This is a genomic window from Streptomyces sp. NBC_01283, from assembly GCF_041435335.1.
Classification (GTDB): domain Bacteria; phylum Actinomycetota; class Actinomycetes; order Streptomycetales; family Streptomycetaceae; genus Streptomyces.
Genome location: NZ_CP108430.1, coordinates 3063630 through 3086211, shown reverse-complemented (window position 1 = coordinate 3086211; position 22582 = coordinate 3063630). Strand labels below are relative to the sequence as shown.

General features: G+C 71.3%; 18 protein-coding genes. 11 read left to right on the top strand and 7 right to left on the bottom strand.

The annotated features are described in order from the left end of the window. Positions 1–150: 150 nt before the first annotated feature. Positions 151–2148 (bottom strand): ABC transporter ATP-binding protein, encoded by a 1998-nt coding sequence (locus OG302_RS13825; protein ID WP_371527070.1) that lies wholly within the window; start codon positions 2146–2148, stop codon positions 151–153. Next, positions 2145–4112 (bottom strand): ABC transporter ATP-binding protein, encoded by a 1968-nt coding sequence (locus OG302_RS13820; RefSeq protein WP_371527069.1) that lies wholly within the window; start codon positions 4110–4112, stop codon positions 2145–2147. The genes OG302_RS13825 and OG302_RS13820 overlap by 4 nt, the downstream gene beginning before the upstream one ends. A 206-nt stretch (positions 4113–4318) precedes the next feature. Here OG302_RS13820 and OG302_RS13815 point away from each other — a divergent pair, with 206 nt between their 5' ends. The 4 genes from OG302_RS13815 to OG302_RS13800 all read left to right on the top strand — a co-directional run bounded on the left by OG302_RS13815 (position 4319) and on the right by OG302_RS13800 (position 7916). Further along, complete coding sequence (locus OG302_RS13815; protein ID WP_371527068.1) at positions 4319–5221, top strand: ABC transporter ATP-binding protein; 903 nt, start codon at positions 4319–4321, stop codon at positions 5219–5221. Beyond that, positions 5218–5991, top strand: a complete 774-nt coding sequence (locus OG302_RS13810; RefSeq protein ID WP_371527067.1) for an ABC transporter permease — start codon at positions 5218–5220, stop codon at positions 5989–5991. The genes OG302_RS13815 and OG302_RS13810 overlap by 4 nt, the downstream gene beginning before the upstream one ends. A gap of 67 nt (positions 5992–6058) precedes the next feature. Then, complete coding sequence (locus tag OG302_RS13805) at positions 6059–7294, top strand: sensor histidine kinase (RefSeq protein ID WP_371750115.1); 1236 nt, start codon at positions 6059–6061, stop codon at positions 7292–7294. Further along, positions 7287–7916, top strand: coding sequence for a response regulator transcription factor (locus tag OG302_RS13800; RefSeq protein ID WP_361838426.1), 630 nt, complete (start codon positions 7287–7289; stop codon positions 7914–7916). Before OG302_RS13805 ends, OG302_RS13800 begins: the two co-directional genes overlap by 8 nt. A gap of 12 nt (positions 7917–7928) precedes the next feature. Here OG302_RS13800 and OG302_RS13795 read toward each other — a convergent pair whose 3' ends face one another. From OG302_RS13795 to glgX, 3 genes are all read right to left on the bottom strand, one after another. Beyond that, positions 7929–9299, bottom strand: a complete 1371-nt coding sequence (locus OG302_RS13795) for an alpha-lytic protease prodomain-containing protein (protein ID WP_371527066.1) — start codon at positions 9297–9299, stop codon at positions 7929–7931. 603 nt (positions 9300–9902) lie between these two features. After that, positions 9903–10856 (bottom strand): LysR substrate-binding domain-containing protein, encoded by a 954-nt coding sequence (locus tag OG302_RS13790; protein ID WP_371527065.1) that lies wholly within the window; start codon positions 10854–10856, stop codon positions 9903–9905. Between the two features lie 77 nt (positions 10857–10933). Next, positions 10934–13267 carry a glycogen debranching protein GlgX gene (gene glgX / locus OG302_RS13785; RefSeq protein ID WP_371527064.1) on the bottom strand — a complete coding sequence of 778 codons (2334 nt, stop codon included), beginning with the start codon at positions 13265–13267 and terminating at the stop codon, positions 10934–10936. Between the two features lie 221 nt (positions 13268–13488). On the opposite strand from glgX, the gene OG302_RS13780 reads away from it, so the two are divergent. The 7 genes from OG302_RS13780 (at position 13489) to OG302_RS13750 (ending at position 20689) form a co-directional block, all read left to right on the top strand. After that, complete coding sequence (locus OG302_RS13780; RefSeq protein WP_371527063.1) at positions 13489–14688, top strand: Ig-like domain-containing protein; 1200 nt, start codon at positions 13489–13491, stop codon at positions 14686–14688. A gap of 157 nt (positions 14689–14845) precedes the next feature. Then, complete coding sequence (locus OG302_RS13775) at positions 14846–16090, top strand: Ig-like domain-containing protein (protein ID WP_371527062.1); 1245 nt, start codon at positions 14846–14848, stop codon at positions 16088–16090. A 42-nt stretch (positions 16091–16132) separates the two neighbouring features. Then, positions 16133–16903, top strand: a complete 771-nt coding sequence (locus OG302_RS13770; protein WP_371527061.1) for an enoyl-CoA hydratase/isomerase family protein — start codon at positions 16133–16135, stop codon at positions 16901–16903. 275 nt (positions 16904–17178) lie between these two features. Next, positions 17179–17682, top strand: a complete 504-nt coding sequence (locus OG302_RS13765; protein ID WP_371527060.1) for an ATP-binding protein — start codon at positions 17179–17181, stop codon at positions 17680–17682. A 402-nt stretch (positions 17683–18084) separates the two neighbouring features. Beyond that, positions 18085–18864, top strand: coding sequence for a polysaccharide deacetylase family protein (locus OG302_RS13760; protein WP_371527059.1), 780 nt, complete (start codon positions 18085–18087; stop codon positions 18862–18864). Further along, on the top strand, positions 18864–20051 hold the full coding sequence (locus OG302_RS13755) for a YncE family protein (RefSeq protein WP_371527058.1): 1188 nt from the start codon (positions 18864–18866) through the stop codon (positions 20049–20051). The genes OG302_RS13760 and OG302_RS13755 overlap by 1 nt, the downstream gene beginning before the upstream one ends. An 86-nt stretch (positions 20052–20137) precedes the next feature. Continuing rightward, on the top strand, positions 20138–20689 hold the full coding sequence (locus tag OG302_RS13750; RefSeq protein ID WP_361838407.1) for a glycoside hydrolase family 25 protein: 552 nt from the start codon (positions 20138–20140) through the stop codon (positions 20687–20689). A gap of 27 nt (positions 20690–20716) precedes the next feature. Here the strand turns inward: OG302_RS13750 and OG302_RS13745 are convergent, their stop codons facing one another. Together OG302_RS13745 and OG302_RS13740 are read right to left on the bottom strand one after the other, a co-directional pair. Then, entirely contained in the window at positions 20717–21376 is a 660-nt protein-coding gene (locus tag OG302_RS13745) for an NADPH-dependent F420 reductase (protein ID WP_371527057.1), read from the bottom strand. A gap of 100 nt (positions 21377–21476) precedes the next feature. Continuing rightward, on the bottom strand, positions 21477–22496 hold the full coding sequence (locus tag OG302_RS13740; protein WP_371527056.1) for a zinc-dependent alcohol dehydrogenase family protein: 1020 nt from the start codon (positions 22494–22496) through the stop codon (positions 21477–21479). Positions 22497–22582: the final 86 nt, after the last annotated feature.

The following is a 22582-nucleotide window of genomic DNA, read 5'->3' as shown; positions in this document are numbered from 1 at the left end:
CGGTGGTGGTGGGTGCGGGGCCCGCTGGTCGTTCCCGCTGTGGACACCAATGTGGCCGTCCCCACTGGCGTTCCGCTCACGCCCTGCTGACGTCCCGCTAACGCTCACGTCGTGTCGTGGCGCGTCGTTGTCGCGTCGGCGGGACGGCGACTAACCCACCACGCTGTCCCGCCAAGCCCGGTGCAGATCGGCGAACGAGCCGCTCCCGGAGATGAGTTCGGCCGGAGTGCCGTCCTCGACCACCCGCCCGTGCTCCATCACGAGCACCCGGTCGGCGATCTCCACCGTGGAGAGCCGGTGGGCGATCACCACGGCGGTGCGCCCGCGCAGCACCGTGTGCATGGCGCGCTGCACGGCCCGCTCGCCCGGGATGTCGAGCGAGCTGGTCGCCTCGTCGAGGATCAGTACCGCCGGGTCGGCGAGCAGCGCCCGCGCGAAGGCGACCAACTGCCGCTGGCCGGCGGAGATACGGCCACCCCGCTTCCGTACGTCGGTGTCGTAGCCGTCGGGCAGGGACGCGATGAAGTCATGCGCCCCGATGGCCTTCGCCGCCTGCTCGATCTCCTCGCGGGTGGCGTCCGGGCGGCCGATGGCGATGTTCTCGGCGACGGTGCCGGAGAAGAGGAAGGCCTCCTGGGTGACCATGACGACGCCGCGCCGGAGCTCCGCGTTGGCGAGATCCCGCAGGTCGACCCCGTCGAGCAGGACCCGGCCCTCCGTCGGGTCGTAGAAGCGGGCGAGCAGCTTGGCGAGCGTCGACTTGCCCGCGCCGGTGGAGCCGACGACGGCGACGGTCTGGCCGGCGGGCAGTGTCAGGTCGAAGCGGGGCAGGACCTCGCCGCCGGTCCGGTAGGCGAAACGCACACCGTCGAAGTCGACCTCGCGGCCCGGGTGTTCGGAGGCGAGGGCGGGCAGCGGCACCGCGCGGTCGGGGTGCGGCTCGGGCACGGAGGGGGTCTGGGCGAGCAGTCCGGCGACCTTCTCCAGGGACGCGGCGGCCGACTGGTAGGAGTTCAGGAACATTCCGAGCCGGTCGATCGGGTCGTACAGGCGTCGCAGATACAGCACCGCCGCGGCGAGGACGCCGAGCGCGAGGGTGTCGTCGGTGACGCGGTAGGCGCCCCACAGGACGATGCCGGCGACGGCGGTGTTGGCGACGAGCCGGGAGCCGACCACGTAGCGGGCCATCTCCAGCATCGCGTCGCCGTTCGACCGCTCGTGGTGGTGGTTGAGCACGGCGAACTCCGCCTCGTTGGCGCGCTCGCGGCGGAACGCGCGGACCGGGCGGATGCCGTTCATCGTCTCGGCGAACTTCACGATGACGGCGGCGATCGCCGTGGACCGCTTCCCGAAGAGGGGGCCCGCGCGGCGCTGGTACCGGCGTACGAGGAGGTAGAGCGGCACGAACGACGCGACCGCCACCGCGCCGAGGCTCAGGTCGAGCCAGAGCAGCATCGCCGAGATGTAGACGAAGGACAGGATGACGGTGATCAGCTCCTGCAGCCCCTCGCTGAGGAGTTCCCGCAGGGATTCCACGTCGGTGGTGGACCGGGAGATGAGCCGCCCCGAGGTGTACCGCTCGTGGAAGTCCACGCTGAGGGCCTGCGCGTGCCGGAAGATGCGCCCGCGCAGATCGAGCAGTACGTCCTGGTTGACGCGGGCGGAGGCCACGATGAACGCGTACTGGAACGCGCCGGACGCCCCCGCGCAGAGCAGGTATCCGATGCCGATGACGACGAGGGGCCCGTAGTCGCCGACCCGGACCGCGGGCACGCCGCGGTCGATGGCGTACGCGACGAGCAGCGGGCCGCCCTGCACGGCGGCCTGCTGCAGGAGCAGCAGCACGGTGGCAAGGACGACCCGCCCCCGAAGCGGCGAGAGCAAGGAACGGAGGAGGGCGGAGGTGGCCCCGGGGGCAGCGGGAAGACTGTCCTTGTCGAAGTGATCGACGGGGTCCAGGGGTTCGCCCCCCGCGTCAGGCCCCCCACCGGAGGCAACACACTCACCGCCTGCCGCACCGTCCGTCTCACCGGCTGCCCCGCGGGCCGCCTTCCCGGCTGCTCCACTGTCCGTCTCGCCGTCCGGCGGTGAGAGGCGTTCCTCCTCGTCGGGCCCCGAGGTTCGTGACGCCGGTGTCGACGCGGTCATCGTGCGCCCTCCCCTTCCGCGGACGCGACGCCCGCCTCCGTCTGCCCGTCGGCGGCCGTCTGGCCTGCTTCCTCTGACGCGGACACCGAGTCCGCTTGGCTTGGCGTGGACGCGGGGTCCCATTGCTCCGCCTCGGGTGCCGGGCCCGTTTCCCCCGTCGCGGGAGCGGCACCCGCTCCCGACATCAGCCACGCGTATTCGCCGTTCCCCCGCAGCAGTTCCTGGTGTGTGCCGATTGCGGTGATGCGGCCGTCGGAGAGCAGGGCGACGCGGTCGGCGAGCAGGATCGTGGACGGGCGGTGGGCCACCACCAGGGCCGTCGTGTCCTTCAGGACGCGGCGCAGAGCGGCCTCGACCAGGGCCTCCGTGTGGACGTCCAGCGCCGAGAGCGGGTCGTCGAGGACCAGGAAACGGGGGGTGCCGACCACCGCGCGGGCCAGCGCCAGACGCTGGCGCTGCCCGCCGGAGAGGCTCAGGCCCTGCTCGCCGACCTGCGTGTCCGTGCCCTGCGGCAGCGCGTGCGCGAAGTCGGCCTGGGCGATGTCGAGGGCGCGCTCCAACTCCGCCTGGCCCGCGGCCTCTTCGGCGCCCATCAGGACGTTCTCGCCCACCGTCGCGGAGAACAGCGTCGGCTCCTCGAAGGCGACCGCCACCAGCGTGCGCAGCCGCTCACGGTCCATCTCCGCGATGTCCTCGCCGTCCAGCGTGATGCGGCCCCCGCTCACCTCGTGCAGCCGGGGCACCAGCGCCGTCAGGGTCGTCTTGCCGCTGCCCGTGGCGCCGACGAGGGCGAGGGTCTCGCCCGGCCGTATGTGCAGGTCGATCCGGTCGAGCGCGGGCGGCGCGTCGGCCGGAGCGTCCGGGTAACGGAACTCCACACCGTGGAAGCGGAGCCCGGCTTCCATCGGGCCGGAGCCGGGCCCTGAGTCGCCCCCGGGCGAGGTGACGGCAGCCGAGGACTCCGGCTCCGCGTCCATCACCTCGAAGTACCGCTCCGTGGCCGTCGCCGACTCCTGGCTCATCGCGAGCAGGAACCCGATCGACTCCACCGGCCAGCGCAGCGCCAGCGCAGTGGAGAGGAAAGCGACCAGTGTGCCCGTCGACAGGTCCCCGTCCGCGACCTGGACCGTCCCCAGGACGAGCGCCGCACCGATCGCGACCTCCGGCAGCGTCATGATCACCGCGTAGATCGCGGCGAGCAGCCGCGCCTTGGCCAGCTCCGTGCCCCGCAGCGTGTGCGAGAGCTCGTGGAACGCGCGCGCCTGACTGCGGTGGCGGCCGAAGCCCTTGATGATGCGGATGCCGAGCACGCTCTCCTCGACGACCGTCGTCAGATCGCCGACCTGGTCCTGCGCCCGCCGCGCCACGGCCATGTACCGGCCCTCGTAGTACGCGCAGACGATCACCAGCGGCACCAGGGGAGTGAGCAGCACCAGACCGAGCGCCCAGTCCTGCGCGACGAGGATGGCCATGCCGACCACGATCGTCGTCCCGTTCACGATCAGGAACGTCAGCGGGAAGGCGAGGAACATCCGCAGCAGCATCAGGTCCGTCGTGCCGCGCGACAGCAGCTGGCCCGAGGCCCAGCGGTCGTGGAAGGCCACCGGAAGCCGCTGGAGATGGCGGTAGAGATCCGCCCGCATCGCCGCCTCGACGGAGGCCAGCGGCCGTGCCACCAGCCATCGCCGCAGACCGAAGAGCAGCGCCTCCGCGACGCCGAGCAGAAGCAGGAGCAACGCCCCGAGCCACACCCCGCCGAGCTCCCGGTCCGCCACCGGGCCGTCCACGAGCCACTTCAGCACGAGGGGGAAGACCAGCCCCGTACAGGAGGCGAGGATGGCGACAAATGCCGCGCCGAACAGGCGGGTTCGGACGGGTCGGACGTATGGCCACAGTCGCAGCAGCGTCCGTGCCGCGGAGCCTTCCCGGGCGGGTTCCTTGGTCGGTGCATCTGGTTTCGGCATCAGGAGCGAGCCTACGGATGGCGACTGACAGAGCCCACCGAGTTTTGGCCCGTCCCCGCTCGTCCCCTGGTCCTAAGACCAGGCCGGCAGCCCCCAGGGCCGGCCCGCACCGGCGAAGTCGTACCCCTCCATCAACCGATCGGCTGATGCCCCTTCGAGCGCGATGGGCGATGCCCGGACCCCCGCCCACCGGCGAGTCTCGACCCATGCCCATCATCGAAGTGCACGACCTGCGCAAGGCCTACGGCGGACGGACCGTCGTCGACGGGGTCTCCTTCGCCGTCGAGGAGGGCGAGATCTTCGGCGTCCTCGGACCGAACGGCGCCGGCAAGACCACCACCGTGGAATGCGTCGAGGGCCTGCGCGTCCCCGACACCGGAACCGTCCGCGTCGCCGGGCTCGACCCCGTCGCCGACCACGACCGCGTCACCCGGATCCTCGGCGCCCAGCTCCAGGAGAGCGAGCTGCAGCCGAAGCTCACGGTGCGCGAGGCGCTGGAGCTGTACGCCGCGTTCTACCCGGACCCCGCGGACTGGCGCCCCCTCGCCGAACGCCTGCGCCTGACCGACAAGCTGGACAGCCGCTTCGGCAAGCTCTCCGGAGGCCAGAAGCAGCGCCTGTTCATCGCGCTCGCCCTGATCGGGAACCCGAAGGTCGTCGTGCTCGACGAGCTGACCACCGGGCTCGACCCGCGCGCCCGCCGCGACACCTGGCAGCTCATCGAGGACGTACGGGACAGCGGCGTCACCGTCCTCCTGGTCACGCACTTCATGGAGGAGGCCCAGCGCCTCTGCGACCGCATCGCGGTCATCGACCACGGGCGGATCGCCGCCCTGGACAGCCCGGCGGGCCTCATCAGCCGGGCCGCGGGATCGACCGTCATGTCCTTCACGCCGTCCGCGCCGCTCGACGAGCGCGAGCTCGCCGCGCTGCCCCGGGTGATCTCCGTCGACCAGCGAGACGGCCGCTACACCCTGAACGGCACCGACGAGACCGTCAACGCCGCCATCACGCTGCTCGCCCGGCACCACATCACCGCCCACCAGCTCCGGGTCTCCGACGCCACGTTGGACGACGCGTTCCTCGACCTGACGGGAGCATCGGCATGACCACCGCCACGGTCCTTCACCCCGGCCGGACCAACGGGGCCGCCGCCGTCCTCAGGACGGAGTTCCGCCTCTTCCGCCGCGAGCCGGGCGCCCTCTTCTGGATCATGGCCTTTCCCACGATCCTGCTGGTGGTCCTCGGCTCCATCCCCGACTTCCGGGAGCCGTCGGACTCGCTCGGCGGGCTCAGGATGATCGACGCGTACGTGCCCGTGACGGTGCTGCTCTCGCTGATCATGGCGGGCCTGCAGGCCATGCCGCCGCTCATCACCGGCTACCGCGAACGCGGCATCCTGCGCCGCATGTCCGCCACGCCCGTACGCCCCGCCGCCGTGCTCGGCGCGCAGATGGGCATCCACGGCGCGGCCGCCCTCGTCTCCGCACTGCTCTCGCTGACCGTGGGCCGCGCCGTCTTCGACGTGCCGCTGCCACGCCAGGCCTTCGGATACGTCGTCGCGCTGCTCCTCGCGATCCTGTGCGGGCTCGCCCTGGGCGCCCTGGTGTCGGCGCTCGCCCGCACCACGAAGGCCGCGACCGCCATCGGTTCCGCCGTCTTCTTCCCGACGATGTTCAGCGCGGGCGTCTGGCTGCCCGTGCAGGCCATGCCGGACACGCTGGCCCACATCGTGGAGGCCACCCCGCTCGGCGCCGCGTCCCAGGCGCTCGGCGACGCCGCCGCCGGTGACTGGCCCGGCCCGGTCCACCTGGGCGTCCTCGCGTTGTGGACCGTGGCCCTGACGGCCGGGGCATCGCGCTGGTTCAGGTGGGAGTGATCCGCACGTGACGTGGCTCGTCGACGACACTGGGGCGGTGAGTACGAGCACGGCGGACGCCACGAAGATGATCGAACAGCGGTGGGGCCTGTTCCACCGCTGGGGCCCCTACGTCCTCCTTGCCTTCGGGCTGCTCATGGCGGTCGCCACGGGCGACGTGGTCGGCATGGACCGGGGCGACTGGTACCTGGCCGGGACGCTGGTCGCCGCGGGCCTCGCGCTCCAGCTCGGGTGGGGCGCGCTGGCCCCCGCACGGCCGGAACCCACGCCCGCGTCCGTCGTCTACTACCTCCTGCGCTGGGCGATCGCCTTCGTCCTCACCTGGCTCAACCCGTTCTTCGCGTTCTACGCCGTCGTCGGCTACTTCGGCGCCGAGCGGCTGCTGCCCCCGCGTCTGGTCAAGCCCGGTCTGCTCCTCACCGCCGTCACCATGTCCGGCTCCCAGTCCGGCGGCCTCCCGCCGGACGGCGAGCTCGGCTGGGTCGTCTTCGGCGGGCTGTTCGCGGTGAACGTCGCGCTGCTCATGGTCTTCGCCCACCTCGCGGCTCAGGAGGAGCAGCGCGCCCTCGACGCCGCCGCCACCATCCTGGAGCTGGAGCGCACGAACAACGCCCTCCAGCAGGCCATGGACGAGAACGCCGCCCTGCACGCCCAACTCCTCGTCCAGGCGCGGGAAGCGGGCGTCGCCGACGAACGGCGGCGGCTCGCCGCCGAGATCCACGACACCATCGCGCAGGGCCTGACCGGCATCATCGCCCAGCTCCAGGTCGTCGCGAACGCGGGCGACGAGGGACTGGCGCGCGAGCACCTGGGACGCGCCGCCGACCTCGCCCGGCACAGCCTCGGCGAGGCCCGCCGCTCCGTCCACAACCTCTCCCCGACGGCCCTGGAGCACGACGCGCTCCCCGAAGCGCTGAAGAAGACGGTCACGGAGTGGTCCGAACGCACCGGCGTCCGCGCCGAGTTCACGGTCACCGGGACCGCCGAGCCGCTCCACGAGGAGATCGAGGCGACGCTCCTGCGCATCGTCCAGGAGGCCCTGTCCAACGCCTCCCGGCACGCGGCGGCCACCCGCCTCGGCGTCACCCTCTCGTACATGGACGGCGAGGTCGCCCTGGACGTGCGCGACGACGGCTGCGGCTTCGACCCGCTGGCCCTGGTGCGGCGCAGCGGCTCCGGCGGCTTCGGCCTCGACGGCATGCGGGCCCGCGCCGAACGCGTCGCGGGCTCGTTCACCGTGGAATCGGAGCCGGGTCACGGCACCGCTCTCTCGGCTCGCGTACCGTTGGTCCGCCATGGATGACCTGATCACTCTGCTCGTCGTCGACGACCACCCCGTCGTACGCGACGGCCTGCGCGGCATGTTCCAGTCGGCCCCCGGCTTCGAGGTGCTCGGCGAGGCCGCCGACGGCGTCGAGGCCGTCGCCCTGGTGGAGCGCCTCGACCCCGATGTCGTCCTGATGGACCTGCGCATGCCGGGCGGCAACGGCGTCGACGCGATCGCCGAGCTCGCCCGGCGCGGTTCCCGATCCCGCGTCCTGGTCCTCACCACGTACGACACGGACTCGGACACGATCCCCGCGATCGAGGCGGGCGCGACGGGCTACCTCCTCAAGGACGCGCCGCGCGACGAGCTGTTCACCGCGGTCCGGGCGGCGGCCCAGGGCCGCACGGTCCTCTCGCCCGCCGTCGCATCCCGGCTCGTCTCACGCGTGCGTGCCCCCGGAAACGAACCGCTGAGCACCCGCGAACGGGAGGTGCTCGCGCTCGTCGCCAAGGGCACGTCGAACCGTGCGATCGCCGTCGAACTCTTCATCAGCGAGGCCACGGTCAAGACGCATCTCACCCACATCTACGGCAAGTTGGGAGTCAAGGACCGCGCGGCGGCGGTGGCCACGGCGTACAGCCGGGGGATCCTCGGCTGAGGACCATGCTTGCTAGCCGGCCTGCCACAGCGCGGGAGTGTTCGGCGGCTCCCAGCCAACCTGCGCCTGGTGCCCCTGCAGGCAGCGGTAGGTCGTACCGCCGTACGTGACCGAGTCACCCGGGGCGTAGACCTTGCCCGCCGCCCAAGTGCCGCCCGGCTCAGGGTCACCGGGGCCTGGGTCGCCGCCACCCGTCGTCTTCAGCGTCAAGCCGAACTGCTGGAGCAGCGGGTTGATGGGCTGGTGGAACGTCGTCCCTCCGCTGGAGCAGTTGCCCGAGCCGCCCGAGGTGACGCCCTGCGCCTGGCTGCCGGATATGAAGGAGCCGCCCGAGTCGCCGGGCTCCGCGCAGACCGTCGTCCGCGTCACGCCGCTGATGGTGCCCTCGGGGTAGGTGACGCTGGTGTTGTGCTGCTGGATCGTGCCGCAGTGCCACCCCGTAGTGGAGCCGGAACGGCAGATCGACGCACCCACCGGGGACTGCGTGGAGCCCCCGACGCCGACCCGTTGCCCGCCCTGGCCCTTCACGTACGGGGTGGCGGTCCACTGGGAGTTGACGGCGACCCAGGCCATGTCCCTGCCGGGAAAGATCGAGGCCTGGAACGTGCCCTGGGCCACCTGGTTGTAGCCGCTGGTCGCGGTGCCGGCCCGCCCGCAGTGGCCCGCCGTGGCGAAGCCCTGCTGCGTGCCCTTGGTGATCGGGAAGCCGATGGAGCACCGGCCGCCCATGTAGTACGCCTCGCCGCCCACGAGGTCGTAGAGCGGGTGCGGCCGTTCCTTGGTCTTCTCGACGCGTACGAGGGAGGAGCCGAGCCCCGCGGCGGAGACGAGGGACTTCGCGGCGGCGGGCCGCACGGCACGCACCACGACCGCGTTGGAGCGTACGTCGACGTACCAGACGGGAGCGTCGCGCGTCGCCGCCGTCTTCGCGGCGCGGTCCAACCTGGCCTTTGCCGCGTCCAGTTGAGCTGCGGAGTGCCGCACCACCTCGGCCCGCGCACCCCGGGCCTCGATCGCGGGGACGTCCGAGGCATCGGTGGTCGCCACGGTGAGCCGCGCCGACGTGGCGCCGTGCACCCAGGCGCCCGCGAAGTCACGGCCGAGCGCGGCCCGCAGGGCTCCCGCGACGGCGCCGGCCTCGGCCTCGTTGACCAGACGGGCCTCGGCCTGCGCCGACGTGAGGCCGAGGTCCCGCCGCATGGCCTTCAGGACCTCGGGCGATGTCCTGTCGACGGCGGCGGTCTCGGCGGGGGAGGGCAGAGTGGACGCGGCGGGATCGGCCTGGGCGTTCGCGGTGCCGGGCAGACCCGCGAGGACCAGGGCGCCGGCCGCGGCGAGCGCGGCGCACGCGGCGGCGGCGCGTCTGTGGTGGATGGGGGGCATGGGGCATCTCCTCGGTACGAGGGGCGAGCGGACCGGTGAGGGGGACGGCCAGCGGATCGCCCACACCGTAAAACCCTCAACTGCCCCCCAGAAGCTGTCATCCGACCCCCGCCCCCGACGTTATGGAACGCCCGCCGCGACGCCCAGGGAAGCCGCGGACCGGGGCTCGCGGAGGCTGTGGCGAGGCCGCCGCGCGCCACACCGTGCAGCTCTCGCCGCGCGTCGCGGCATGGGAGGCCGGTCGCGATGGTCATGAGGGCGCGGGCGATGCTGGCGCAGGCTGGGGGTCTACGCTCACGGCGTCGCCGCCCGGCGCTTGCGGATGCCGCGGATCGGGGCTCGCGGAGGCCGCGGCGAGGCCGCCGCGCGCCACACCGTGCAGCTCTCGCCGCCCGCCGCGGCATGGGAGGCCGGTCGCGTTGGTGATGAGGGCGGGGGGCGATGCTGGCGCAGGCTGCGGGCCTACGCTCACGGAGTCGCCGCCCTACGCTCATGGAAGCCGCCGCCCGACGGTCACCGAAGCCGCCGATCGGCGCTCATGAAGGGCGCGGGGCGGAGCTCACGGGAGCGTGGATCGTCGTTCGTGGAGCCGCAGGTCGGCGCTCACGGAAGCTGTGGTGAGGGGGCCGCCAGCCAGGCCGTGTAGCTTTCGCTGCGGGCCGCGGCCTCGGCGTGGGCCGCGCGGGCCTGTGCGAACACGGCGGGCGCGGTGTCGTGGGCCGGGGCCGCCGGATGCCAGCCGAGCAGATGCCGCCAGTACAGCGGCGCCCCGGAGAGCGGCCGGGTCACCAGGCCCGGCGTCGGCGGGAACGTCGCCCGGCAGAGCCCTACCGCCCGCCCCACCTGGACCAGATGGACACAGGACGCCACGTCCGTCTCGTACACGGAGGAAGGCGTGAACCCCGCGCGGGCGCACGCCGCGGTGAAGCAGTCCGCGAAGCAGCCGTCGCCCGGCACGTCGGTCCACGCCTCGTCCGCGAGCTCGGCCAGGCCGATCTCACCGCGGGCCGCCAACCGGTGCCCGGTGGGCAGCATGACGAAGACCGGGTCACGGGCGACCTCCCGCCACACGAGCAGCTCGCTCTCCGGCGGCGGACTCGCCCCGCAAGCCCCCACCAGCGCGAAGTCGAGGCGCCCGTCGGCCGTGCGGGACGCGATCTCCCGCTCCGACCAGGAGGTGTGGGTGGTCACCCGCGCCCCCGGGTGCGCGGCGGCGAGCCGGTCCACCAGGGCGCCGAGCAGCGGCCCGTGCGTCGCGCCGAGCCGGAAACCGACGCCGCCCTCCCAGGCCCGGCCGAACCGCAGCGCCTCCTCCCGCAGGCCGCTGACCGCCGGAAGCACGACCCGGGCGCGGGCCAGCACGAACTCCCCGAGCGCGGTGGCCCGCACCCCGTGCCGCCCCCGCTCGAAGAGCTCCCCTCCCAAGGCGCGCTCGATCCGCTTGAGCTGTGCGCTCAGGGCGGGCTGCGCGAGCCCGAGCGCGGTGGCGGCCTTGGTCAGGCTGCCCGCGTCGGCGATCGCCCGGATCGTCCTCAGGTGCCTCAACTCCAGGTCCATCACCCGAGCTTGACCGGCACGGGGAAGCGCGGCAATGGGCAGGTTCGGACCAATAGGGCCGCCGTGCGGTGCTCACGTCATCCGCCCGTCCCCGCCACCCCCTCCCGCACCCGCAGCAACAGCACCGACCGCCCCGCCACCATGACCGTCGTGTCGGCGCGCAGGACCGTACCGGGGGCGGCGCCCTGCTCCTCCAGGGAGGTGTCCACCACCACCTCGTACGCCTGCGCCCACGGCGCTCCCGGCAGCACGAACCCGCTCGCACCCTCCGCCGCGTGCAGGATCGCGAGGAAACTGTCGTCGACGACCGGTGCGCCCCGGGCGTCCCGGCCCGGTATGTCGCGGCCGGACAGATACATGCCGAGCGTCGCGGCCGGCGCGTACCAGTCGCCCTCCGTCATCTCCGTCCCGCGCGCGGTGAACCACGCCAGGTCCCGCAGCCCGTCCGCCGAATGCGCACGGCCGGAGAAGAAGGCCCGCCGCCGCAGCACGGGATGCCGGTGGCGCAACGCGATCAGACGGGACGTCAGGTCGAAGAGCGCACCCCACCCGGGCTTGTCGAGCAGACCCCAGTCCACCCAGCTGACCTGGTTGTCCTGGCAGTACGCGTTGTTGGAGCCCCCCTGCGTACGCCCCATCTCGTCCCCGGCCACGAGCATCGGCACCCCCGTCGAGAGCAGCAGCGTCGTCAGGAGATTGCGCAGCTGGCGCCGCCGCAGCTCCGTCACCCGCTCGTCCGCCGTCTCGCCCTCCACGCCGCAGTTCCAGGCCCTGTTGTCGTCCGAACCGTCCCTGTTCCCCTCGCCGTTGGACTCGTTGTGCTTGCGCTCGTAACTCACCAGGTCCCGCAGCGTGAACCCGTCGTGCGCCGTCACGAAGTTCACCGACGCGTACGGACGGCGCCCGCCCCACGCGTACAGGTCGCTCGACCCGGAGAGCCGGTACCCCAGATCCCGCACATCGGGCAGCGCGCCCCGCCAGAAGTCCCGCACCGCACCCCGGTAGCGGTCGTTCCACTCCGTCCACAGCGGAGGAAACGCCCCCACCTGATAGCCGCCGGACCCCACGTCCCACGGCTCGGCGATCAGCTTCACGCGCCGCAGCACCGGGTCCTGCGCGATCACCGCGAGGAAGGGGGAGAGCATGTCGACGTCGTGGAACGAACGCGCGAGCGCCGCCGCCAGATCGAAGCGGAACCCGTCCACGCCCATCTCGGTCACCCAGTAGCGCAAGGAGTCCGTGATCAGTCGGAGCACGTGCGGCTGCACCACCTGGAGCGTGTTCCCGCAGCCCGTGTAGTCCGCGTACCGCCGCGCGTCGGACGGCTGAAGCCGGTAGTAGCCGCGGTTGTCGATGCCCTTGAGCGAGAACACCGGGCCCAGTTCGCCCGCCTCCGCCGTGTGGTTGTAGACGACGTCAAGGATCACCTCGATCCCGGCCTCGTGCAGCGCCCGCACCATCCGCTTGAACTCGCCGACCTGCTCGCCCCGCGTCCCCGACGCCGCGTACGCCGCGTGCGGTGCGAAATAGCCGATCGAGTTGTAGCCCCAGTAGTTGCGCAGGCCTCGCTGCAGGAGATGGTCCTCATGGGCGAACTGGTGCACGGGCAGCAGCTCCACCGCCGTCACCCCGAGCCGCACGAGATGGCCGATCGCCGCCGGATGCGCCAGACCCGCGTACGTCCCCCGCAGGTTCTCCGGAATCCCCGGGTGCAGCTTGGTGAAGCCGCGTACGTGGACCTCGTAGATGACGGAGTCCGCCCACGGCGTCTTCGGGCGCCGGTCGTCGGCCCACTCGTCGTCCGGGGCGTCGTCGTGCACGACCACCCCCTTGGGCACGTACGGCGCCGAGTCCCGGTCGTCCCGCACCGTGTCGGCCACCTGCTGCTGGGGCCAGTCCCGCACGTGTCCGTACACCTCGGGCGGCAGACCGTGTTCGGCGAAGTCGCCGTCCACCGCACGCGCGTACGGATCGAGGAGCAGTTTCGCCGGGTTCCAGCGCGCGCCCGTCCATGGGTCCCAGCGGCCGTGCACGCGGTAGCCGTAGCGCTGCCCGGGACGGACGCCCGGCAGGAAGCCGTGCCATATCTCGTGGGTCAGTTCCGTCAGCGACGTCCGCGTCTCCACGCCCCGCTCGTCGAACAGGCAGAGCTCGACGGCCTCCGCACCCCCCGCCCACAGCGCGAAGTTGGTGCCCGCGACCCCGTCGGGACCCACCCTGAACCGGGCGCCGAGCGGCGTCGGTGCCCCCGGCCAGGCGGGCCGGGCGCGCGCGACCGAAGCGGCCCGCGGCGCGGCGCGCGCCTCCGGCCGCGTCGACGTCCCGTTCACGGCGGCCTTCCCGTTCCCCGCGGCCGCGTCCGTCCCGCGCCGCCCACCCCGGAGTGCTTCCTGTTCGGCTGCGCTGGACACCCATTCGCCTCCTGCGGCTCGACCCCTGCCGCGTCCCGGCGGCGTGGGCGTACCCGACCGGACGGCACGTGCGGACCCGAGGGCCCGTGCCGCCCTCCCCACTGTTCTGCCCAGCGTGTGCGTCGCACTCACGTTTCCCCAGGAGGGGGACGGTCGTTGGGACGGACGTGAGACAGGTAGCGAGGCGCGCTCGGCGCGCAGGGGCCGCGCTGGCCGCCGTAGTGACATGGGCAGGACTGCTGGCCGGAGCCGCGGGATGCAGCGGTGACGGCGGTGGCATCGACCGCATCATGGGCAAGCCGCGGTCGCCCGCCGACGCGATCCGGGTGACGCCCGACGACGGCAGCAAGGGGGTCAAGGGAGAGGAACAGCTCCAGGTCGAGGTCCCCGACGGACGCCTCGAATCGGTGAAGGTCGTCCGGGTGCAGGACGCACGGGAGCAGAACGTGCCCGGCCGCATCGACGAGGACGGCATGACGTGGAGGCCGCTGGACGACGGTGGTCTCGCGCTCGCCGCGAAGTACTCCGTGGACGCCGTAGCCCTGGACGGGCACGGCCGCCGCTCGGCCCGGCACACGACGTTCACGACGCAGGTCCCCGACGAGCGGTTCATCGGCTACGTGTCGCCGGAGAACCGTTCCACCGTCGGCACCGGAATGATCGTCTCCCTGGAGTTCAACCAGGAGATCGAGAACCTACAGGCCGTCCAGCGCGCCATCAGCGTCACCGCGAAGCCCGCCGTCGACGTACGGCCGCACTGGTTCGGCAAGACCCGCCTGGACTTCCGCCCCGAGAAGTACTGGAAGCCCGGCACGAAGGTCACCGTCGGCCTGCGCCTGCGGGACGTCGAGGCCGCCCCCGGCGTCTACGGCCTGCAGGACAAGAGCTTCTCCTTCACGGTCGGCCGCAGCCAGACCTCCCTGGTCGACGCCGCCGAGCACACCATGGAGGTACGCCGCGACGGCGAGGTCCTCTCCACGGTCCCGATCACCGCGGGCGCGCCCAAGACCACGACGTACAACGGGAAAATGGTGGTCACGGAGATGCTGGAGGTGACCCGGATGAACAGCCGCACCGTCGGCTTCGGCGGTGAGTACAACATCCCCGACGTGCCGCACGCGATCCGTCTGACGACGTCCGGCACCTTCCTGCACGGCAACTACTGGTCGCCGGACGCCCCCGGCAACACCAATGTCAGCCACGGCTGCGTGGGCCTGCGCGACGTGAAGGGCGGCAGCTCACGGACCCCGGCGGGGTGGTTCTTCGACCGGACCCTGATCGGCGATGTGGTGGAAGTCGTCAACAGCGATGACAAGAAAGTCGCTCCTGACAACGGGCTCGGTGGCTGGAACATGGGGTGGAAGGAGTGGACGGCGCCGCCCGGCTCTGAGCCGGAGAGCAAGCCCGCGGACGGTCGCTGAGCCGGGGCCCGCACCACATGCGCAGTTGGGACTGAACAGTGACATTGGCGGGGAGTCATCGGTCAGGGCCGTGTGGTTATCTAGCGCAGGCGCGTGTCTGTGCGCGCTGAGGCACTGGGGTGCGGGCCTGACCAGGCCGTGCGAGGGGAGACACATCTTGAACGGGCGACCGATATCGGGGACGTCGGTTGGTGCGCGGGGGCGCGCACGACGACGGGGGACCAAGGGTCTCTTTGCGGTGGCATCGGGTGTGACGCTGCTGTTGGTCACGGCATGCGGCGGGGGCGGCGGCTCGGACGCGGGCAGCGACGGCAAGGACAAGGCGGGCGACAAGAACGCGCCGTCGACGGCAGTGGTGACCGTGGCCCCGAAGGACGGCGCCGACTCGGTGGCCACCAGCGGCGCCCTGAAGATAGCCGCCGACAAGGGCAAGTTGTCGCAGGTCAAGGTCGAGGACAGCAAGGGCAATCCGGTCCCGGGCAAGATCACCTCGGGCGGTGCGAGCTGGACGCCGGCGCATCACCTCGCGGCCTCCACGAAGTACAAGGTCCACGCGATAGCCAAGGACTCCGAGGGGCGTGAATCGGCCAAGGACACGTCGTTCACGACGCTGACGCCGAAGAACACCTTCATCGGGCAGTTCACTCCGGAGGACGGCTCCAAGGTCGGCGTCGGAATGCCCTTCTCGGTCCACTTCTCGCGCGGCATCACCGACCCGGAGGCCGTCGAGAAGGCCATCGAGGTCAAGACCGAGCCGTCCGTGGCGGTCGAGCCGCACTGGTTCGGCAACGACCGCATCGACTTCCGTCCGGAGAAGTACTGGAAGGCGGGGACGAAGGTCACCGTCAAGCTCAACCTCGACGGTGTCGAGGGCCGGCCGGGGGTCTACGGCGAGCAGGCCAAGACCCTGAAGTTCACCATCGGCCGCAGCCAGGTCTCCACCGTCGACGCCAAGTCGCACCAGATGAAGGTCGTCCGGGACGGCAAGCAGATCAAGAAGATCCCGATCACCGCGGGCGCACCGGGCACGACGACGTACAACGGCCAGATGGTCATCAGCGAGAAGCTCCAGGTCACGCGCATGAACGGCGAGACCGTCGGCTTCGGCGGCGAGTACGACATCAAGGACGTCCCGCACGCGATGCGCCTCTCGACGTCGGGCACGTTCATTCACGGCAACTACTGGTCGGGCGGCGCCTTCGGCAACACGAACGCCAGCCACGGCTGCATAGGCCTGAGCGACGTGCGCGGCGGCTACAGCAAGAAGACGCCCGCCGGATGGTTCTTCGACAACTCCCTGATCGGTGACGTCGTGGTCGTGAAGAACAGCGCGGACAAGACGATCCAGCCCGAGAACGGCTACAACGGCTGGAACATGTCCTGGGACAAGTGGAAGGCCTGACCGGTCGCCACCGTCGTGCGGGGCACGGCTAACGTGCCCCGCATGACATCTGTGCATCTCGAAGTCGCCGAAGGCGTCGGTACGATCCGCCTCGACCGCCCCCCGATGAACGCGCTCGACATCGCCCTGCAGGACCGGCTCAAGGAGCTGGCCCAGGAAGCGACCCGGCGCGACGACGTACGCGCCGTGATCGTCTACGGCGGCGAGAAGGTGTTCGCGGCGGGCGCGGACATCAAGGAGATGCAGGACATGGACCACGCGGCGATGGTCGCGCGGTCCCGGGACCTGCAGGACTCCTTCACCGCGGTCGCCCGTATCCCCAAGCCCGTCGTCGCCGCCGTCACCGGCTACGCGCTCGGCGGCGGCTGCGAGCTCGCGCTCTGCGCCGACTTCCGCATCGCCGCGGACAACGCCAAGCTCGGCCAGCCGGAGATCCTGCTCGGCCTGATCCCCGGGGCGGGCGGCACCCAGCGCCTGGCGCGTCTGGTCGGCCCGTCCAAGGCCAAGGACCTCATCTTCACCGGCCGCATGGTCAAGGCCGACGAGGCGCTCACCATGGGTCTGGTGGACCGGGTCGTGCCCGCCGCCGAGGTGTACGAGCAGGCGCAGCAGTGGGCCCGGCGGCTCGCGCAGGGGCCCGCGCTCGCGCTGCGCGCCGCCAAGGAGTCCGTGGACGCGGGTCTGGAGACGGACATCGACACCGGGCTCGCGATTGAACGCACCTGGTTCGCGGGTCTCTTCGCCACCGAGGACCGTGAGCGGGGCATGCGGAGCTTCGTCGAGGAGGGTCCGGGCAAGGCGAAGTTCCTCTGAAGTGCCGCGGTGGCGCGATCAGTTGAGGGCACGTCAGCCAAAGTGTCCCCCGAAGGAGCGGATTATGCGCGCCTTAAGAGAACCTTAAGTCTGCCTCCTTCGCGGCCCTAAGTGATCACCCGTAAGCGGGTAGTCATCGCAGGTCAGCAGGGGTGTCGCCGGGGCTTGACTGCCACTGGCATATGCCTACCCAGCCCCCCGGAACGGATGGTTCCGGGGGGCTTATTCCGTCGGAACGGCCCCGGAACCCGTTTCGTGCGGCCATGATGGGGGGCATGGCGGGGCTGGAGGGTATCGAACAGCCGCGGCGACACGGGAGTGCGACCGCGGCGCGCTGGTCGCCGGCGGTCGAGGACGAACACGCGCTGAAAGCGCTGGAGTTGTTCGGCAATCCGACGGACGCGGAGGTTCCGCTGCCGTCGCGCCCGGAGTCCGCCGCCATCGCGCGCAGGCTCGCCCAGGTCGTGGTGCTCCGGCACTGGGGGCTCTCGCCGAAGCTGACCGAGGACGCGGTCCTGCTCACCTCCGAACTCGTCGGGAACGCCGTGCGGCACACCGGTGCCCGTGTCTTCGGGCTGCGGATGATGCGGCGGCGCGGCTGGATCAGGATCGAGGTGCGGGACCCCTCGCGCGGACTGCCCTGTCTGATGCCCGTCCAGGAACTCGACCTCAGTGGCCGCGGCCTCTTCCTGGTCGACAAGCTCTCCGACCGGTGGGGCGTCGATCTGCTGCCGCGCGGCAAGACGACCTGGTTCGAGATGCGGGTCGCCGACCGCTGAGTCCGGGCGGCTGTGAGCGGGCGGGAACACGCGAAAGCCCCCGGTCGCCGACGTGCGGCGCTGCGGGGGCCTGCGCGGAGCGCCGTGGACAAAGGGGTGTGGTCCACGGGCGCTGATGACGACCTGAGCCCGGGTCAATGGGGGTCGTGGCTTCGACTATGGCAGACGGGGGCCACTGATCCAAAAGTCCCTATCCGGTCATAACGGTGCAAACTCTGACAGTTCACAGGTGAATCCTTGGTGAGCTGGGACACCTGCCTGGTAAACGCTGGTTAAGTTCCGGCTGTGACAGGTGTTCCGCAAGGGGTGGCCGGGTGACCAGGTGCCCCCGCGGCCCCGACCCGCACGGTTTGTGCGCGGGCAATCAGCGGCTTTTACCCTCTTTGCCCATTAAATGGTCGGGTGACCGAGACCGACCGCCGTGGAGCCCTGCGCGCGGGCGCCGGACTGGCCGTCGCGGGCGCGCTCACCGCAGGCTGCGCCGCCTCCGGATCCGCCCCCGCAGCGCACCGGACCGCGCCTGCCAGGCCGCCCGCCGCGAAAGCACCCCGCGCCGCCCCCGCCCCCCGCCGTTTCCCCGGCCTCCCCGACCAGATCGCGCACAGCCCCCGCGGCCGGCCCCAGGTCGCCCTCACCTTCCACGGCCAGGGCGACCCGGCCACCGCGCGGTCCCTGCTCGCCATCGCCGAGAAGGCGGACGCGAGGATCACCGTCCTCGCCGTCGGCAGCTGGCTCGACGAACACCCCGGGCTCGCCCGCCGCATCCTCGACGGCGGCCACGACCTCGGCAACCACACCCAGCACCACCGCACCATCAACGCCATGTCCGAGGCCGACGCCTACGCGGAGATCACCGGGTGCGCCGACCGGCTGCGCCGCCTGACCGGCTCCATCGGCACCTGGTTCCGTCCCTCGCGCGCCGAGACCGCGACCCCCCTCGTCGCGGGCCTCGCCCGCCGCGCCGGCTACCCGCACGTCCTCTCGTACGACGTCGACTCCCTCGACTTCACCTCGCCGGGAGCCCAGGCCGTCACCCGCAAGATCACCTCGGAGGTGCGCGCGGGCTCCGTCGTGAGCCTGCACTTCGGGTACGCGGACACGGTCGCCGCGCTCCCCGCCGTCCTGGAAGAACTGGACCACCGCGGCCTGCGCGCCGTGACGACCACGGAGCTGCTGACCTGATGACCCCGCACCTGAACCTCACCCGGCGCACCGCAGCGGTCATCGCCGCCGGAGCCGTCGTCGCCGCCGCGCTCGCCGGCTGCGGAAGCGACGACCACGCGGACGAAGCCCTCAGCACCAAGGGCATCCAGAAGCCCGCCAGGACCAAGGCCGCGCCGGGCCTGCCGGGCATGCCGCCCGTCCTCGACCCGAAGGACGTCTACGCGGCCGACCGCCCGGGCAAGCTCTCCCCGGTGGTCAAGGACTTCCCCTCCCGGATCTACGTCCCCAACACCGGCTCCAACACCGTCTCGGTCATCGACCCCAAGAAGTACGAGGTGATCGACACGATCGACGTCGGCGTCCAGCCGCAGCACGTCGTGCCCTCCTGGGACATGAAGACGCTCTGGGTCAACAACAACCGCGGCCACACGCTCACGCCGATCAACCCCAAGACCGGCAGGGCGGGCAAGCCGGTCGACGTGCACGACCCGTACAACCTCTACTTCACGCCCAATGGCAAGTACGCCATCGTGATGGCCTCGATGGACCGCGAGCTGGTCTTCCGCGACCCGCACACCATGAAGACCGTCAAGACCGAACCGGTCAGCTGCTACGGCGTCAACCACGCCGACTTCTCCGCCGACGGACGCTATTTCATCGTCTCCTGCGAGTTCTCCGGCGAACTACTCAAGGTCGACACGGAGAAGATGAAGGTCGTGGGCCAGCAGAAACTGCCCTTCAAGGGCGCCATGCCGCAGGACGTGAAGGTCTCGCCCGACGGCAAGACCTTCTACGTCGCCGACATGATGGCCGACGGCATGTGGGTCCTGAGCGGCGACAAGTTCGACAAGCCGAAGCTCCTGCCGACCGGCAAGGGCACCCACGGTCTGTACGTCAGCCGCGACTCACGCGAGATGTACGTGTCCAACCGCGGCGAGGGAACGATCTCCGTCTTCGACTTCCCCAAGAACAGACTCACCAAGAAGTGGAAGCTCCCCCAGGGCGGCAGCCCCGACATGGGCGGGGTGTCCGCGGACGGCCACACCCTCTGGCTCTCCGGCCGTTACGACTCCGAGGTGTACGCCATCGACACCCGCACCGGTGTCCAGACCGCGCGCATCCCCGTCGGCAACGGCCCGCACGGCCTCGCGGTGTACCCGCAGCCCGGCCGCTACTCACTGGGGCACACCGGGATCTTCCGCTGAGTCATTCAACGGTTGACCATCACGGCCACCGGGCACCACAAGGGTAGATCTCGCCGACCTCCCCTCTGCCGCTCAGGAGGCTGCCCGTGCTCAAAGGCATCGACGTCAGCTCGTACCAGTCCACGTTCGACACGGACGGCATATCCTTCGTCATCATCAAGGCGACAGAGGGCCGTTCGTACGTCAATCCACGACTGACCGCACAGGTGAAGCGGGCACGGGACGGCGGATGCGTGGTGGGCTTCTACCACTTCCTGTGGCCGGGGAACATCACGGCCCAGGCGGAGTACTTCGTCAACAAGTCCCCTGAGAAATCAGGGGACTTGCTCGCGGTGGACTGGGAGTGGACGGGCGAGCACACCCGGGCGAGCAACGCGGAGAAGGACCGCTTCATCCGCGAGGTGAAGCGCCTGCGCCCCGACCACCGGGTGCTGCTCTACACGAACCGCGACTTCTGGCTGAACCACGACCGCACGTCGTACGCGGGCGACGCCCTCTGGATCGCCGACTACGTCTCGGCGGGCAAGCCCCGCATCCAGGCGAAGTGGCGCATCCACCAGTACACGTCGACGCCACTGGACAAGAACGTCGCGAACTTCGAGGACGAGGACGCGCTGCGGGAGTGGGCCGAGCCGTAGTCACCCCCGCAGTGCGGCCCGTGGCGGTCAGGCGCGCCACTCCGCCGTGCGCTCCGGGGAGGCCTCGGCCAGTGCCTTGGTGACCGCCTCGGCGTCCTTCGCCAGGCCGTAGACCGGGGTGCCGGGCTGCTGGCGCCAGGAGTTGTCCTGACCGCCGTTGTCGACGGTGTCGAAGCCCAGCTCGTCGAGCAGGTCGCGTACGACCTTCTTGGCGGCCTCGTCGTCGCCGGAGACCGGGAGGGCGACGCGGCCGGGGGTGCCCTTGGGCTGGGGCTTGTCGAGGATGTCCTGGGCGTAGGTGCCGTTGAAGGCCTTGATCACCGGGTGGCCGATCTGGCGCTCGGTCCAGCGGCTCTCGGTCAGGCCCTCCTCGATCTCGGCGATCTTCCCGTCGCGCTGCTGCGGGTAGTAGTTGCCGGTGTCGATGACGGCGACGTTCTCGGCGGCGCCGTCGAGGAGGCCGGACGGCAGGTTCGGTACGGCCTTCAGGGGGATCGTGACGACGACGACCTCGGCGCCGCGCGCGGCCTCCTCGACCGGTACCGCCGTGGCGCCGGTCTCCTCGGCCAGGGCGGTGAGGGTCTGCGGGCCACGGGAGTTCGCGACGGCGACGTCGTGGCCGATGGCCCTGAGGCGGCGGGTGAGGTTGCCGCCGATGTTGCCCGCTCCGATGATGCCGATCTTCATGACTGACCCTTCCGGGGGTTGGTTCGCCGGTGTCGTAGCGCTCTTAGCGGAGCCAACCTCCGGAACGGGGGAAGTATTCCGGCTCGGTGGTCGGGCCCCCTCAGAGTGTGACCACGATCTTCCCGAAGTGCCTGTTGGACTCCATCAGACGGTGCGCGTCCCGGATGCGGTCGAGGCCGTCGAAGACCTCGGCCACCGGCGGGCGGAGGGTGCCGTCGCGCAAGCCCTGGTTGAGGAAGGCCGTGGAGCGGCGGCGGCCACCGGGTGAGGTGGTCAGGGTGGCGTTGGCGTAGAAGTGGATCTTCAGGCCCGCGATCCACGGCAGCTCCGCGGGGCGGGGGTCGAGCCAGCCGTAGGCGACGACGGTGCCCTCGTCCGGCACGAGCGCCTCGGCCAGGGTGCGGAAGCCGGGGCCGCCGATCGCGTCGAAGATGAGTTCTACGCCGCTTCCGCCGGTGGACTGTCTGGCTTCCTTCACGACGTCCTCGGTGTTCTTGCCGTCCGTGACGATGACGTGCTCCGCGCCGAGGTCCAGGAGCTGCTGCTTCTTCGCCTCGGTGCGCGTGGTGGCGAGGGGGACGGCGCCGATCCGCCGGGCGACCTGGATCGCGGCCGTGCCGACGCCGCTGGACGCGCCGGTGATCAGGACGTGGTCGCCGGGCCGCAGACCGCCGGTCTCGATCATGCCGCCGTACGCCGTGGTGTACGTCAGCCAGGCGGCGGCCCCGGTGACCGCGTCCACCTCGGCGGGGCGCGGCACGAGGGCGGACTCGGGCAGCACGACGCGCTCGGCGTAGACGCCCTGGGTGCTCATCTCGATGCCGGGGCCGGTGAACACCGTGTCGCCCACGGCGAATTCGGTGACTCCGTCGCCGGTCGCCTCGACGGTTCCGGCGGCCTCGTAGCCGAGCCGGGAGCCGGGGAGGGACGGTTGGTAGTAGTAGCCCCCGGATCGGAAGAGGGCCTCGGCGCGGTTGAGGCCCAACGCCTCGACGCGGACCAGGACTTCACCCGGGCCGGGGGCCGCCAGGTCGAGCGCGTGGACCGTGAGGACGTCGGGGCCGCCGATCTCGTCGAAGAGGACGGTGCGAACGCCGGTCGTGGTGCGCGGAGTTGTCATGCCGACGACGCTATGTGTGCCGTGCGAGACGTTCCATGCCTGCTGATCTCTCTTTTCTATCCGTACGTCTCGCTGCCCGCGTCAAG

Excerpts from the sequence above, each read along its gene's own strand:
- OG302_RS13825 (WP_371527070.1), bottom strand. The coding sequence starts at position 2,148 with ATGACCGCGTCGACACCGGCGTCACGAACCTCGGGGCCCGACGAGGAG.
- OG302_RS13820 (WP_371527069.1), bottom strand. The coding sequence starts at position 4,112 with ATGCCGAAACCAGATGCACCGACCAAGGAACCCGCCCGGGAAGGCTCC.
- OG302_RS13815 (WP_371527068.1), top strand. The coding sequence starts at position 4,319 with ATGCCCATCATCGAAGTGCACGACCTGCGCAAGGCCTACGGCGGACGG.
- OG302_RS13810 (WP_371527067.1), top strand. The coding sequence starts at position 5,218 with ATGACCACCGCCACGGTCCTTCACCCCGGCCGGACCAACGGGGCCGCC.
- OG302_RS13805 (WP_371750115.1), top strand. The coding sequence starts at position 6,059 with ATGATCGAACAGCGGTGGGGCCTGTTCCACCGCTGGGGCCCCTACGTC.
- OG302_RS13800 (WP_361838426.1), top strand. The coding sequence starts at position 7,287 with ATGGATGACCTGATCACTCTGCTCGTCGTCGACGACCACCCCGTCGTA.
- OG302_RS13795 (WP_371527066.1), bottom strand. The coding sequence starts at position 9,299 with ATGCCCCCCATCCACCACAGACGCGCCGCCGCCGCGTGCGCCGCGCTC.
- OG302_RS13790 (WP_371527065.1), bottom strand. The coding sequence starts at position 10,856 with ATGGACCTGGAGTTGAGGCACCTGAGGACGATCCGGGCGATCGCCGAC.
- OG302_RS13770 (WP_371527061.1), top strand. The coding sequence starts at position 16,133 with ATGACATCTGTGCATCTCGAAGTCGCCGAAGGCGTCGGTACGATCCGC.
- OG302_RS13765 (WP_371527060.1), top strand. The coding sequence starts at position 17,179 with ATGGCGGGGCTGGAGGGTATCGAACAGCCGCGGCGACACGGGAGTGCG.
- OG302_RS13755 (WP_371527058.1), top strand. The coding sequence starts at position 18,864 with ATGACCCCGCACCTGAACCTCACCCGGCGCACCGCAGCGGTCATCGCC.
- OG302_RS13745 (WP_371527057.1), bottom strand. The coding sequence starts at position 21,376 with ATGAAGATCGGCATCATCGGAGCGGGCAACATCGGCGGCAACCTCACC.
- OG302_RS13740 (WP_371527056.1), bottom strand. The coding sequence starts at position 22,496 with ATGACAACTCCGCGCACCACGACCGGCGTTCGCACCGTCCTCTTCGAC.